General features: G+C 38.4%; 10 protein-coding genes. 5 read left to right on the forward strand and 5 right to left on the reverse strand.

Annotated features, from left to right (window positions below; genetic code table 11):
* Window positions 1-184 precede the first annotated feature (184 nt).
* Window positions 185-2080, forward strand: coding sequence for a bifunctional glutathionylspermidine amidase/synthase (gss, locus tag A8M50_RS07415; protein ID WP_005647157.1), 1896 nt, complete (start codon window positions 185-187; stop codon window positions 2078-2080).
* A gap of 130 nt (window positions 2081-2210) precedes the next feature.
* The gene (locus tag A8M50_RS07420; protein ID WP_005647073.1) at window positions 2211-6725 is read left to right on the forward strand and encodes a S6 family peptidase; all 4515 of its coding nucleotides are present in this window, start codon (window positions 2211-2213) and stop codon (window positions 6723-6725) included.
* A gap of 196 nt (window positions 6726-6921) precedes the next feature.
* Here the strand turns inward: A8M50_RS07420 and brnQ are convergent, their stop codons facing one another.
* Complete coding sequence (gene brnQ / locus A8M50_RS07425; protein WP_005646926.1) at window positions 6922-8232, reverse strand: branched-chain amino acid transport system II carrier protein; 1311 nt, start codon at window positions 8230-8232, stop codon at window positions 6922-6924.
* A 228-nt stretch (window positions 8233-8460) separates the two neighbouring features.
* On the opposite strand from brnQ, the gene nhaA reads away from it, so the two are divergent.
* Window positions 8461-9627, forward strand: a complete 1167-nt coding sequence (gene nhaA / locus A8M50_RS07430) for a Na+/H+ antiporter NhaA (protein ID WP_050543471.1) — start codon at window positions 8461-8463, stop codon at window positions 9625-9627.
* 38 nt (window positions 9628-9665) lie between these two features.
* Here the strand turns inward: nhaA and A8M50_RS07435 are convergent, their stop codons facing one another.
* Entirely contained in the window at window positions 9666-10127 is a 462-nt protein-coding gene (locus A8M50_RS07435) for an Lrp/AsnC family transcriptional regulator (RefSeq protein WP_005647016.1), read from the reverse strand.
* Window positions 10128-10245: 118 nt separating this feature from the next.
* Here A8M50_RS07435 and rarD point away from each other — a divergent pair, with 118 nt between their 5' ends.
* Window positions 10246-11136 carry an EamA family transporter RarD gene (rarD, locus tag A8M50_RS07440; protein WP_005646946.1) on the forward strand — a complete coding sequence of 297 codons (891 nt, stop codon included), beginning with the start codon at window positions 10246-10248 and terminating at the stop codon, window positions 11134-11136.
* Window positions 11137-11276: 140 nt separating this feature from the next.
* Here the strand turns inward: rarD and guaA are convergent, their stop codons facing one another.
* From guaA to guaB, 3 genes are all read right to left on the reverse strand, one after another.
* On the reverse strand, window positions 11277-12848 hold the full coding sequence (gene guaA / locus A8M50_RS07445; protein WP_005647119.1) for a glutamine-hydrolyzing GMP synthase: 1572 nt from the start codon (window positions 12846-12848) through the stop codon (window positions 11277-11279).
* A gap of 13 nt (window positions 12849-12861) precedes the next feature.
* Window positions 12862-13191: a hypothetical protein gene (locus A8M50_RS07450; RefSeq protein WP_005646998.1), complete on the reverse strand. Its 330-nt coding sequence runs from the start codon at window positions 13189-13191 to the stop codon at window positions 12862-12864.
* 68 nt (window positions 13192-13259) lie between these two features.
* Window positions 13260-14726, reverse strand: coding sequence for an IMP dehydrogenase (guaB, locus tag A8M50_RS07455; protein ID WP_005647116.1), 1467 nt, complete (start codon window positions 14724-14726; stop codon window positions 13260-13262).
* A gap of 129 nt (window positions 14727-14855) precedes the next feature.
* Here guaB and birA point away from each other — a divergent pair, with 129 nt between their 5' ends.
* Window positions 14856-15761 (forward strand): bifunctional biotin--[acetyl-CoA-carboxylase] ligase/biotin operon repressor BirA, encoded by a 906-nt coding sequence (birA, locus tag A8M50_RS07460; protein ID WP_005646967.1) that lies wholly within the window; start codon window positions 14856-14858, stop codon window positions 15759-15761.
* The last annotated feature ends 116 nt before the right edge of the window (window positions 15762-15877 follow it).

Raw genomic sequence — 15877 nt, forward strand, 5'->3', positions numbered from 1 at the left:
TCTCGAATACTCGAAAAGCACGTTCATTTTAATCTAAGAAGTTAAATGGTAAAGAATGTTTTGATGAAAAGATGAGATAAATCAAAAATTTGCTACGAAAAAAGTGCGGTAAAATTTTTATTGATTGTCGTAATGAAAATAAAAGATCTATACTAACTCCGTTTATTTTTACTCGGAAGATACTATGACAGAACGTTCAGCCAATATTATTACCCACGATCCTTTTGGTAGCTTGCTTGGATATGCACCTGGTGGCGTGGCAATTTATTCCTCTGATTACAATACTGCAGATGATAAAGAGTTCCCGAATGATGCCGCATTTCGCAGTTATCTAGGGCGAGAATATATGGGCTATAAATGGCAGTGTGTGGAATTTGCACGTCGTTATTTATATCTCAATCATGGCGTTGTGTTTGCTGATGTCGGTATGGCGTACGAGATTTTTTCTTTACGTTTTTTACGCCAAGTGGTGAACGATGCCTTGTTGCCTTTGCAGGCATTTGCTAATGGTTGCAAACGTAAACCTCAAGCAGGTTCCTTATTAATTTGGCAAGATGGGGGAGAATTTAAACACACGGGGCATGTGGCAATTATCACTGAGGTGTTGCCTGATCGTATTCGAATCGCTGAGCAAAATGTGATTCATTCCCGCTTGCCGAGTGGTCAGCAATGGACACGCGAATTGCCGATGATTGTTTCAGAACAAGGTTATTTTATACAAGATACTTTTGATGATACTAAAATTCTTGGTTGGATGATTCAAACGAACGACACTGAATTTTCAGAACCCCAACCTTTCCCAAAATCAACCGCACTTCGGTTACAAGCTCATCATGTTGACAATCACGGTCAATTTAGTGGGAAATGGTTAAATGAAAATGAGCCATTTGACGAGGCTTATATCAAGGCGATGGGCGGGCATAAAGTCAGTCATTCTGATCAATATCGCTATTTTGCTATGTCTGAAAGCGCTCAACAGGAATTAATTCACGCCACTAATGAACTGCATTTGATGTATCTGCATGCAACAGACAAAGTACTCAAAGATGATAACCTGTTGCAATATTTTAATATTCCTAAATTACTTTGGCCTCGTTTACGACTTTCTTGGCAAAATCGCCGTTATCAGACGATTACTGGTCGTTTAGATTTCTGTATGAGTGAACGAGGTTTGAAAGTCTATGAATATAATGCAGATTCAGCTTCTTGCCATGCTGAAGCGGGCGATATTATGAATCGCTGGGCAAAACAAGCTGGTGGAGTATTGGGGAAAAATCCGTCTGATGGCTTACGTAATGCGTTAGCTGATTGTTGGCAACATAGTCAAGCCTCAAAATTAGTTCATATTCTGCAAGATCACGATGATGAAGAAGATTACCACGCCATGTTTATGCAACAGGCATTAGTGCAAGCGGGATTTCAAGCCAAAATTATTCATGGCACAGAAGGCTTACATTGGGATAATCGTGGTCGCCTGATTGATGATGAAAATAACCAAATTCAAACCGTTTGGAAAACCTGGGCATGGGAAACCATGCTGGAACAACTTCGTGAAGATGCAACAGGAATGGAAGTCGCTCCACCTATTCGCACAGGTTATCCTGAAGATAAAGTGCGGTTAATTGATGTACTACTTCGCCCTGAAGTGTTGGTTTATGAACCGCTTTGGACGGCAATTCCAAGCAACAAAGCGATTTTGCCTGTGCTTTGGTCTTTATTCCCTAATCATCGTTATTTGTTAGAGGCAAGTTTTCATCTCACACCAAACTTAATCCAAAACGGCTATGCACAAAAACCAATTGCAGGTCGCCGAGGTGATAACGTTAAATTGATTGGTGAAAATAATTCCATGTTAGACACAACCGATGGGCAGTTTAGTCAGCAAGATAGTATCTATCAACAACTTTGGTGCTTACCACAAGTGGAAGATCAATATTTGCAAGTCTGTACTTTTACTGTTGGAGGGCATTATGGTGGAACTTGCCTACGTTCTGATTCAAGTCGTGTTATTGTAGGAAATAGCGATATGCAGCCTTTGAGGGTGTTGAAGGATAAGGTGTTTTTTGGACAAAATAAATGATCAGGTTGCCGTGCATTACTTACTAAAATAGAGTATTATCAAAGGTTCTAATTTTTTAAGATTTGCGGAATTTTTACCGCACTTTACTCGAATTTATATTTTTCTATTTATAAGTTATAAGGCAACCATAATGCATCAAATCAATTTGTTTCGTCCAACACTTTTGGCATTAAGTCTTGCTTTTGCGAATTCTTACGCGCAAGCCTCAATGGTCCGTAATGATGTGGACTACCAATTTTTCCGTGATTTTGCTGAAAATAAAGGACAATTTTCAGTCGGATCTAGCAATATTCCCGTTTTTAATAAACAAGGTCAGAAGATTGCAACAGTATTACCCAATTTACCGATGCCTGATTTACATGTGGCAAATAGGGTAAGCGGTATTGCAACTTTGTTTAATCCTCAGTATATCGCCAGTGTAAAACATAACTTAGGTTATGGCTCGGTACAATTTGGCGATAGTGATAATAATTCAGATAGTCATTATTTTAATTATCTTATTACAGATCGAAATAATCATAGCCGGCTGGATTTTCATGCTCCGCGGTTACATAAATTAGTGACCGAAGTCGCACCGATACCACTAAATAATATTGCATTTGATAATGCTAAAAAAACAGGGCCAAGCAATGGCGCTTTTTTAGATAAAAATCGTTATCCGTACTTTGTACGAGTAGGCTCTGGACGTCAATATCTAAGAAGTAAAGATGGTAAAGACAAAACATCTTTAACATCTGCCTATCATTATCTTACTGGTGGAATACCGCTCTCACCACGAGGATCAATGGACAATTGGATATTATTTAATGGTGATATTTATGATGGGCTAGTAACTTACGGTTTGCCTGGTGATAGTGGCTCACCGCTATTTGCTTATGATGCGAAGGAAAAACGCTGGGTATTAGCCGCAGTGCTATCTACTTTTGCAAATTATGATCGGACTGAGAACATTTATACGATTATTCAACCTGATGTCATAGCACAAGCTTTTAAAGACGATGAGATTCAGATTCCATTTCGCGCTAAAGAGATCCAATGGCGGAATTTAGGTAATGGCGATAGTGTATTAAAAAATGGTGCTGAAAATATTCATGTGGCATTAGAAAGTTCATCTAAAAAATCATTAGATCAAAATACGCAACGCCCTTCTTTAGATAATGGTAAGACTATTCATTTCCAAGGTGGTGATGGTTCAACTCTCATTCTTAAAGATAGTATTAACCAAGGTGCGGGGGCTTTATACTTCAATCAAAATGCCATTGTTCGCGCAGAAAATAATGATACGACTTGGCTAGGAGCGGGAGTTGTCGTTCACGGTGATAAAACGGTTCATTGGCGCGTAAAAAATCCTATTAATGACCGTCTGTCAAAATTAGGTTCAGGCACACTTTATATTGATGGTCAAGGCAAAAATCTAGGTGATATTAGTGTAGGCGATGGAACAGTAGTACTTGATCAAAAGTCGTTTAATGGACAGCAGCAAGCCTTTAATCAAGTTGGGATAACAAGTGGCCGAGGAACAGTTATTCTTGCTAATAATAAGCAGGTCAATCCAGACAACATTTACTTTGGTTTCCGAGGTGGGCGATTAGATGTTAATGGAAGTTCGCTCACTTTCCATCGTATTCAAAATGCTGATGACGGTGCAAAAATTGTCAATAATCACCGCACTTATGCCGCTGAAATTAATATAATTGGTCGTAATGATGTAACGGCTCAAAATATAGAATGGGTAAAATGGGGACAGGAGCCGACCACTTCGTTTGCGTTGTATGAATATAAAAATAATCATAGAAATAACCGATTCGATTATTTCCGTTTAAAAGATGGAAAAAATCCACGGGCTTATTTCCCTTTGGATATGGAAACCACCAATGATTGGGAATTTTTAGGTAACGACAAACAAAAAGTTGTAGGAAACGCAGTCGCAAAAGAAAATGCGAAAAAACGTTTAGATACGTTTAGTGGTTTCCTTGGCGAGTATGATTCTCAACGTTATAACGGTGCATTAACATTTAATTACAATCCTAACCATCACAATAGCGTGCTTGTATTGAATGGCGGAACTAACTTAAATGGTAATGTAAATGTATCAGCAGGGCATCTAGTGCTTTCTGGCATTCCTACGCCTCATGCTTATGATCATTTAAACAAAAAAGAAGTTGTAGATGAAAATAGTTGGATTAATCGCCAATTCAAAGCGCGCGAATTTAATGTTTCAGGCAATGCAAAACTAGAAAGTAGTCGTAATGTAAGCTTGTTAGAAGGAAATTTCAATGCTCGACATCAAGCCCAAATTCAACTAGGTTTTACTCAAGGTAAATCCAGTGAATGTATTCGTGCATCTTATACAGGTTACACCACATGTTCTGATAATAAGACTTTAGGGCGTCAGGCTTTTGAACATATGCCTGTGACGGTTGTGCGTGGCAATGTGGATTTAAAAGATAATAGCCAGCTTAATTTAGGTAAAGCGCATTTAATTGGGCGTATTAATGCGATGCCAATGACACAAGTTCGTTTACAACCTAATAGCCAATGGACATTAAATGGAAATAGTGCGGTAGGAAATTTAGATCTTTTACCTAATAGCCAGATCACATTAAATACAGGTTATGATAATGTGAATAAAAACTATCGTGGTTGGATTCAATTTAATGAGTTAACAATTAATGGAAAATTGACAGGGAATGGTCACTTCCGTTTCTTAACCAATGTGGCGGAACGTAGAGGCGATCATATTACAGTAAATGGGCTTGCTTCAGGTTCTTACATCCTTTCTGTAAAAAATACGGGTAAAGAACCTAATGAAGTAAATCCATTAAGCCTTGTTAAATTAAATCATCCAAATCAGAGAATGGGGCAAGCTCGTTTTGCGCTTGAAAATGGTTATGTTGATTTAGGGGCATATCGTTATATTTTAGCTAATCGCAACAATGATTATCGCTTATATAACCCGTTGCGTGAGGCTGAACAGTCTTTTCAAGGTAGTGAGCAACTTATTGCAAATAGTCAACGTGAATTTGAGAAAGTGCATCAATCACTTAATCAAAAGCAACAAGAGCTAAATCGATTAAATGCTCAATATGAGGATGTGAAAGCAAAAGAAAATACTTATAAATCACATGTTGCACGATTGCTTTCAGATATAAATCAAACTAATAATCAAATTGATAATGCTTTTAATGAATACAATCGCACGCCTCGTATTCGTTTTATTAAACGTCGACGACTATATGACCAATTTACGCAATATAAGTCTAAGTTAGAAAATCAACGTAATGAATATCGTAATATTAATTCTCAAGCAAATTATTATGCGCAACAAGTGTCTTCGGTACTCGGTAGCGTTAATTCGATAAAAAATGAAGTGAATTCACTTTCATCTAAACAAGGTAGTTTGCAAGCAGAATTAAATCGTTTACAAGCGGGTTATGCCAATAAAATTGGACAAGCCCAAAAACTTTGTACTGCCCAAGGGCTTTCATCGGATGTATGTCGAAAAGTTGCTAAAGTCGCAAATGATAGTGATCTAGCGGCTTTTGAAGCGGAGCTTGATGCAAATATTGAGCAAGTAGAATTTGCTCAACAAGTATTAGAACATGCTAAAGCATCTGGTGATGAAAGTGCGGTTCATTTTGCGCAAGAAAATTTAGATCAAGCTATACGATCTCTCGTTAATGCGCTTGAAGATACTTATACAACTTTAGGCGATATCAATCATTTCTTAGGTGTGATCCCTGAAGATGTCGCAATTCCTGTACAGGCTCAGCTTATCAGTCGTTATTCTAATACTGCTTTATCAGAGCTTTCTGCAAATGTGAATTCGGCATTACAAATTGGACGAAATTTAGATCGTCATTTATTAAGCCAAGATAAATCGAATGTTTGGGTGAATACCGAAGCAAGTCAGAGAACTTATCGATCTGACTATAATCGTCCATATAAGCAAAATTTAACTTTGACTCAAATTGGTATGGCTCAGAGATTAAATTCGAATATGCAAATTGGTGCGGTGCTTTCTCATTCTCGTGCGAATAATGAGTTTGATGAAAATGTATCGGGTGCAAACCGACTAACTAGCATAAATGGTTTTATTAAAGGCGAGTGGAATAATGGCGTCTTTGCAAGTTTCGACTTAGGTTATGGGCGTAGCCGCAACAATGTGAAATTTGACGAAGAAAACAAAACGTTCCACCGTAATATTTTGAGTGCAGGCGGAAATATTGGAGCTTCTTTAGACTGGGGAGTTAATGTTACACCTTCAGTGGGGATGCGTTATTACCGTCTATCTGGCACAAACTACCAATTAGGCGGTGCAAATATCAACAGTAAAACCTTACATTTAACGACTTACCGTGCTGGTGTAATGTTAGATAAAATGTTTGATATTAATGGTGTAAAATTCACCCCAAGTTTCTCAAGCAATTACTATGATGCCACTCAACGAAAACTTGCTATTGACGGTGTATTAAGCGTCAATGATGTCGCATTAAAACAACAATTCGGTCGTTATTTTACTCATGAACTTGGTTTTAGTGCTCAGATGAAACAGTGGAATATAAGCACGAATATTGGAATGCTTAAGGGCTCTGATGTTGCGCTACAGAAATTTGCTTCATTAAAAGTTGGTTTTACTTGGTAGAAGTGCGGTAGAAATTTAGAGCAAAATAAATACTAGCTTTAAGGACTGATGACGATATTTATCGGGCTCAGTCCTTTTTATTTTGTATTTTTTAGGGTGAGGGTTCTAGATTGGAATAAAAAATCAACCATCAAACAGTGGTTATATAGTCCCATGTTTGATGGCTGATGAAGATTAGTTTTACTTTTTTTTAATATTAATGACTTGTTTTACGCAATACTTTTCCAATTAAAATGCTTGCAACTAACATCACTAAAGTCGGTATCAACCAAGCCATTCCTTCAGATGAAAGAGGGAAGTGTTCCAATAATGAATTAATGCTTTCTGGTAACATTTTAATGTTGTTTAAGCTGTCACATAAACTAAAACAAACAGTTACTATTAATGTGCTGTTGTATGTAAATTTTATTGATGGAAGTTTTTTGCGTAAGAATTGCAACAATACAAGCACAATAGCCACGGGATAAATTAATAACAAAGCTGGGATAGTTATGCGAAGTAGAACCGTTAAACCATATTGTGAAACAGTGATTGTCATCGCGGTAAAAAGTGCAGCCCAAAACGGATAAGAAAAACGCACAGAGAATTTTGAAAAATAGTCAGCAGCAGCACTCGTTACACCAACAAGGGTTGTTAAGCTCGCTAATACAATAATACCAGCCATAATCCAAGTACCAGCAGAACCGAATAAGACATTTACATAACGAGAGAAAATTTGTCCGCCATTAGTTGCACCTTCTGCAACTGCAGCACTAGTCGCACCTAGATAGAAAAGCGAAAAATATAAACCCGCCAGTAAGATGACTGAAACAAATCCAGCTGAGATAGTGTATTTCACGATATCTTTGGGTTGAGTTACATTTTTTGCTGCAAGTGCGCGAGCGACGATTCCACCGAAAGCAATAGCTGCGAGTACGTCCATGGTTTGATAACCGCTGGTTAAGCCAATTAATAAAGAATTGCCATTTTCATACGCTTTACTTGGCGATTGAATTTCAGATAAAGGTGAAATGAAGACAGTGACGGCTACAGCAACTAATAATACAAGCAATGCTGGTGTCATGAATTTTCCAACACTTGAAATAATGGTGTTTGGGCGAATCATAAAGCCCATCGCGATTAAGTTGAAAATGAGTGAAAAGAGGAAACGAACACTCGCATTATCTTCCACTAATCCTAAAGGTAACCACGCCATTTCGTAAGCAACATTTGTAATACGTGGCATTGCAAAAGTGGAGCCAATGGTTAGATAAAGTATAACGAGAAAACCAGTACCCGCCCATTTAGGTAAATCTTTCGTGAGTTCTTCACCACGACCTAAAATAGATACAATAACAAGTGTAATAAAAGGCATTAAAACGCCAGTTAATACAAAACCGAAGGATGCACCTGCCCAATGTTGTCCAGAAGTGAAGCCTTCCATTGGAGGAAAAATGATGTTACCTGCACCTAAAAATAAGGCGAAGATCATCATTCCTAAAACGATAATATCTTTACGTGAAAACATAATTTTTTGACTCTAAAAATAAAAATGCCTGCATTCTACTACAAAAAAGTGTAGAAAATCCCTATTCTGTAAAACTAAAAATGTGAATTTCGTCACAATATGAAGAATCTTATCGACAATTCGATAAAAATCCCTGCAAAATCCACCGCACTTTTCCCTTTGAGGGCAAAATATGCTAGGATTCAACCTTTGTTAATTTTTTGTTATTTATTTTTAGAAGGAGTTTGCGTGGTACAACTGATTCAACGCTTTTTAAAATTAGAATCTGCTGGTGGTATTTTGTTGCTTTTTTCTGCTGCCGTAGCGATGTTGCTGGCTAATTCGCCATTAAGCAGTCAATATAATGATTTTTTGAATTTGCCAGTGAGTTTGCAAATTGGCGGTTTCTCTATTAATAAAACCTTAATCCACTGGATTAACGATGGTTTTATGGCGGTGTTTTTTGTGTTAGTGGGAATGGAAGTTAAAAAAGAATTATTCGAAGGCGCACTTTCTTCCTACCAACAAGCCATTTTCCCTGCTATTGCTGCGGTGGGTGGAATGATCGTGCCCGCATTGGTTTATTGGTTTATTGCAAAACAGGATCCTAGCCTTGCAAACGGCTGGGCTATTCCGATGGCGACTGATATCGCTTTTGCGCTTGGCATCATGGCATTATTGAGTAAGCAAGTGCCATTGCCTCTCAAGATTTTTTTACTCGCACTCGCTATTATTGATGACTTAGGCGCGATTGTTGTAATTGCGCTGTTCTTCTCCCATGAATTAAGTGTACAGGCTCTAATTTTCTCAGGGATTTCTATTTTGACTTTGGTTTTATTAAACCGCTTTAGAGTTAGTGCGCTTTGCGCCTATATGGTGGTTGGGGCAATTTTATGGGCATCTGTTTTAAAATCTGGTGTTCATGCGACGTTGGCTGGCGTGATTATTGGTTTTTGCATTCCATTAAAGGGGAAAAAAGGTGAACGACCGTTACATGATTTTGAGCACATTCTAGCGCCTTGGTCATCCTTTGTTATTTTACCGCTCTTTGCATTTGCCAATGCAGGTGTTAGTTTTGACGGTATTGATGTGAGTATGATTTCATCGCCATTATTATTGGCTATCGCGTGCGGTTTAATTATTGGTAAACCAGTCGGCGTTTTCGGATTTAGTTATATTTCCGTTAAGTTGGGATTGGCTAAATTGCCAGATGGAATCAATTTTAAACAAATTTTTGCGGTCGCAGTTTTATGTGGTATCGGTTTTACGATGTCAATGTTCTTAGCAAGCCTTGCTTTTGATGCTGATGCAGGAGAAAGTGTCAATACGCTTTCTCGTTTAGGCATTTTACTTGGTTCAACCGTTTCAGCAACGCTTGGGTATTTATTCTTAAAACAAACGACAAAACTAAACTAATCATACACAAAGTGCGGTAAAAATTTACCGCACTTGTTCTATAAGATAATTCCACTATCTGCTTTGGTAAAATTCATTACAAATAAACTTTTATAAGTTCTTACATGAAATTCGCCAGTCAATACTCGACGTGTGAATGCGTGATAGCTTTCCATATCTTTTGCATGAAGTAGCAACATAAAATCATAGTCCCCTGAAATTTCGTAACAGCTCACCACTTCGTCTTCTTGGCGCATTTTACGTTCAAATTGCTCTTGATAATAAGAGTGTTGATTATCCATTTCGACCATGACAAATACGCTAATCGTACGCCCAACGGCTTTTGGGGAAACTACTGCAACTCGTTTTGTAATAATGCCTGAATCAGTTAATGCTTGTACACGTCGTTGACAGGTTGCAACGGAACTATTTACTTTTTCTGACAGTTCTTTTAATGGAATCATGGCATCTTGTTGTAATACATTCAAAATATGACGATCTAATTTATCCAGTGTTTGCATAATATAATTTCTCAAAAATGTACTAATTGGGAAAAATATTATCACAATAAAGATAAAGTTGAGATTTTTTATTGTCTTGGGCTTTTATAATAATCGTATTAATAAGATGAGGCCCAAGATGAAAGTAGTCACTCAAGGCGTATTATTGTGCATTTTTTCACAATGTTTATTTGGCATATTGTATTTATTTAGTATATGGCTCCAACCACTTAGCGGAACGGATGTTTTTGCGTGGCGTATGCTGACCATGATCTTTGGGCTATTTTTAATTTTATTCCCGACTATTGGTTGCCGCTCTCTTTTGTCTCTTATTACGACAACGTTAGGAAAAAGTTGGACGCGTTGGATTTTATTTTTACTGGGGACATTAGATGCGGGAAGTCAATTCTGGCTCTTTATGTGGGCACCGCTAAATGGCGAAGGGATAAATATTGCGATGGGATATTTCCTTTTCCCTCTGATCATGGCTATTTTAGGATGGGCTTGGTTAAAAGAACGCTTATCACTTATTCAGAAAATCGCGCTTTTACTGGCTGCCTGCGGTGTTGCACATGAATTATGGCACACTCAAAGTTTTTCATGGACAAGCTTGTGGGTTTGTACGGTTTATCCATTTTATTATCTAAGCCGTAAATTAATGAAAATCCCTGCTCTACAAGGAATTACATTGGATATTATTTTAATTTCGATTCCTTGTTTTATTTATATTCTTTCTCAAAGTGATACACTTTCTTTGGTTACGCAAGAATATCGTTATTGGTTATTGCTACCAGCACTTGGTATTGTGAGTGGGATTTCGCTTTCAGCCAACTTAAAATCCAGCCAACAAATTCCAGTCAGTGTTTTTGCGGTGTTGAGTTATATCGAACCCATATTGCTTTTTTTAATAGCTATCTTTGTGCTAGATAATCAAATAACCACAAGCGACTATTTTACTTATGTGCCTATTTGGTTAAGTCTCATTGTGATTGGCATAGAAGGGTTTTTAAACAAAAATAAAGTGCGGTGAAAATTAACCGCACTTATGAATGTTCATTTTATTTAGTCATATCATGACATTGGATTCAGGATAATATAAATAAGACCTTGATATACAAGGCCTTATTAACGTTACTGAAATAATTAGAAAGTATCTGAAATAGAGATCTTCTATTCCCACTCGATCGTTGCTGGGGGTTTTCCGCTGATGTCGTAAACAACGCGGGAAATGCCATTCACTTCATTGATGATGCGGTTAGATACTTTACCTAATAAATCATAAGGCAAATGAGCCCAATGTGCGGTCATAAAATCGATGGTTTCTACTGCGCGTAGGCAAATAACCCAATCGTATTTACGGCCATCACCCATCACACCTACAGATTTCACTGGTAAGAATACGCTGAAGGCTTGGCTGGTTTTTTCATACCAACCGCTGTTTCGTAATTCTTCGATAAAGATTGCATCTGCACGGCGTAATAAATCGCAGTATTCTTTTTTTACTTCACCGAGTACACGCACGCCTAAACCTGGGCCAGGGAATGGGTGACGGTTGATCATTTCAGCCGGTAAACCTAAAGCTAGACCGATTTTACGCACTTCGTCTTTGAACAATTCACGCAACGGTTCGACTAAGCCAAGTTTCATATAATCCGGCAAGCCACCTACGTTGTGGTGGGATTTAATCACGTGTGCTTTGCCTGTTTTGCTGGCTGCAGATTCGATTACGTCAGGGTAAATGGTGCCTTGTGCTAACCATTTTACTTTTGTTAGTTTTTTCGACTCATCATCGAATACGTCCACGAATACTTTACCAATAATTTTACGTTTCGCTTCAGGATCAGAGACGCCTGCAAGTTCACCTAAGAAACGGCTTTCTGCATCGACACGCGTGATGTTCAAACCGAATTTATTGCCGAACATTTCCATCACTTGATCGCCTTCGTTTAAACGTAATAAACCGTTATCCACGAACACGCAATGTAAGTTTTTGCCGATGGCGCGATGTAATAATAACGCGACTACAGAAGAGTCCACTCCGCCGGATAAGCCTAAAATCACTTCGTCATCGCCTACTTGCTCTTTAATGCGGGCAACGGCGTCTTCAATGATGTTTTCAGCTGTCCATTTAGTTTCGCAACCACAGATGTTTACTACGAAGTTGGTTAATAATTCCAAGCCTTTTTTAGTATGGGTTACTTCAGGGTGGAATTGTACACCGTAGAAACGACGATTTTCGTCAGACATTGCAGCAATTGGGCAGGTTGGCGTTGTACCAGTTACTTTGAAGTTTTCTGGTAAGCGCGTTACTTTATCGCCATGGCTCATCCAAACATCTAAAGTCGGCTCATTTGCTGTCAAGTTATCATTAAGATTTGCAAAAAGCGCGGTGGAATTTTCAAGAGACACTGAAGCATAGCCGAACTCTCTGTGCTCTGATGTTTCGGTTAAGCCGCCAAGTTGCATCGCCATAGTCTGCATTCCATAGCAAACGCCTAATACTGGTACACTAGCATTAAATACGTATTCAGGTGCACGGGGGCTGTTTTCTTCAGTGGTACTTTCTGGACCACCAGAAAGAATGATACCGTCTGGATTAAATTCACGGATTTGTTCTTCAGTCACATCCCACGCCCAAAGTTCGCAGTACACACCGATTTCACGCACACGACGCGCAATCAGTTGAGTGTATTGAGAACCAAAGTCGAGGATCAGGATTTTATGATTATGGATGTTTGTCATTTTTTGCCTTATGTTAATTTTGTTTTGTCATATTGATGTAAGTTCCACCATGTCCATCGCTGATATATTTGATGTGAAATGTTTCGGTCTTATTACAACCTTTTACTGTCCAAGTTTCATTCACTAAATCTACAGTGGAAGTTTTGTTGTTTAGTTTTACATCATCGATCTGAGTGTGAATTTGTTTAGGCGTACAATTATGGATTGCTCTGAAAAATAGGTTAATGTTACTTGCCGTATCATATTTTAGTAAATCGTCTGCGGTTGTTTCCCCAGTATAAGTTGGACCGAGTAATGTGCAGGCCGATAGAATAAATGGAATCAGTAATATAAATTTCTTCATTATAGTTCCTTTTATTACCTGAAACAGTTCAAAAGAGCGGTCAAATTTAACCGCTCTTTTATTCATTATTAGCCCATACGATAGTTTGGTGCTTCTTTAGTAATAGTTACATCGTGAACGTGAGATTCTTTAATACCAGCACCACTGATGCGAACGAATTCTGCTTTTGTGCGTAATTCTTCGATAGTTGCGCAGCCAGTTAAGCCCATGCAAGAACGTAAGCCACCCATTTGTTGGTGGATGATTTCTTTTAAGTAACCTTTGTATGGAATACGGCCTTCGATACCTTCTGGTACGAGTTTGTCTGCGGCGTTATCCGATTGGAAGTAACGGTCTGATGAGCCTTTCGCCATTGCACCTAATGAGCCCATACCACGGTAAGATTTAAATGCACGACCTTGGTAAAGTTCGATCTCGCCTGGTGCTTCTTCAGTACCCGCGAACATAGAGCCAACCATTACACAGCTTGCGCCTGCAGCGATGGCTTTTGCAATATCACCAGAGAAACGGATACCGCCGTCCGCGATAACTGGAATACCACGATCTTTTAATGCAGCAGCAGCATCTGCGATAGCGGTGATTTGTGGAACACCTACACCGGTTACGATACGAGTTGTACAAATTGAACCAGGGCCGATACCTACTTTCACTGCGCTTGCACCTGCATCAGCTAATGCGATTGCGCCTTCAGCGGTTGCCACGTTACCTGCCACGATTGGAAGGTTAGGGTATTTCGCGCGGGTTTCACGCACGCGTTGTAATACACCTTCTGAATGGCCGTGAGAAGAGTCAATTAATAATACATCTACGCCCGCTTTTACTAATGCATCAATACGTTCTTCGTTACCAGGACCTGCACCTACAGCGGCCCCCACGCGTAAACGGCCGAATTCATCTTTACATGCATTTGGTTTTTGTTCTGCTTTTTGGAAGTCTTTAACGGTAATCATGCCTTTAAGTTTGAAGCTGTTATTAACCACTAATACTTTTTCAACACGGTGTTGATGCATTAATTCCAAAATTTCTTCGCGACTCGCGCCTTCTTTTACTGTCACCAAGTCTTCTTTTTTCGTCATTACTTGTGAAACAGTTTTGCTCAAATCTTTCACGAAACGGGTGTCACGTCCAGTAATGATACCAATTAGGTTATTTTCACTATCTACAACAGGGTAGCCAGCGAAGCCGTTTTTCTTCACCATTTCAGCAAGTTCGGTAAGCGTTAAATTTGGTGAAACAGTTACTGGTTCAGAAACGATACCACTTTCGAATTTTTTCACTTTGCGAACACGGTCCGCTTGGCGTTCAATGGTCATATTTTTATGAATAAAGCCGATGCCACCTTCTTGTGCTAAAGAGATCGCAAGTTTGGTTTCGGTCACAGTATCCATTGCTGCTGAAAGCATAGGAATATTCAAATTAATTTCTTTAGTGAGTTTGGTTGAAAGATTGGCTGTATTTGGAAGCACAGTTGAATGTGCTGGGACGAGTAGAACATCGTCAAAAGTAAGGGCTTCTTGTTTAATGCGTAATGACATTGCAATATTCTCGCTAAGTTGAAGTTAAAAAATATTGCGGCGGGATTATACAGATTTTACTTGATTTTGAAAACGAAATTTTTGGATTTGTGCTATGATTTTCGCTCCGTTTGGTACAAGGAATAAATAATGAATTTCGCTTTATTGACATATTTAGCTGACTGTCAGCCGAAAGTGCGGTTTGAATTGGAAAAGTTTTCTCTGCACATTGAAGAGGATATTAAACAATTACGCGAGCTAGGCTTGGATATTGTCGTTGATGGCCAAAATTATTGCTTAGTGCCTAGTCTTCCTTTATTAAATTCTCAGCAAATTTCAACCGCACTTTTTCTTTATAATATCCATTATCAGCCGATTATTTCCTCTACAAATGAATGGATACTACAAAATATTCCTTCTTTAAAAAAAGGTGATCTTTGTGTGGCTGAATATCAAACTGCAGGACGCGGTCGACGAGGTCGCCAATGGTTATCGCCTTTTGCCGGGCAAATCATGTTTAGTTTTTATTGGGCATTTGCTCCTAAAAAATCAATTGAGGGTTTAAGTTTAGTCATTGGTTTGGCGATTGCCGAGGTGCTAAATGTGCAAGTGAAATGGCCAAATGATATTTTGTTTGATGGGCGAAAGTTAGGCGGAATTTTGGTTGAAATCGCTAACCATAAAAATGGTATGCTCAATTTAGTGATTGGCGTAGGTATTAATGTGTCGTTGCCAAAACAAATGGAAATTAGTCAGCCTTATGCGGAATTATGTGAAATAGATCCTGATGTAGAGCGACAAACCTTATTACCCAAACTCATACAACATTTATATACACGTTTAAATATCTTTGAGAAAAATGGTATTAATGCGGAATTTCAACAAGTGTGGAAATCATATAATGCGTTTTCAAATAGTGAAGTAAATGTGCTGACTGAACAAGGCGTTATTTCAGGTATTGAACAAGGTATAGATGAACGCGGTTATCTAAAAGTATTACGTGGCAATAAAATCCAGATGTTTAATGGCGGTGAAGTTTCATTGCGTAAGAAATAATGGCAATAAAAGTTTGAGCATTCTAACCGCAGTTTTTGATGAAATGTTTATATTTCCATCAAAAGATCATTTTTTTAAATATTTTTACAAAAAGTGCTTGCAAGGGTTTTGAAAAT

Origin of the sequence: Haemophilus haemolyticus, from assembly GCF_001679045.1 — a bacterium.
Taxonomy (GTDB): domain Bacteria; phylum Pseudomonadota; class Gammaproteobacteria; order Enterobacterales; family Pasteurellaceae; genus Haemophilus; species Haemophilus haemolyticus.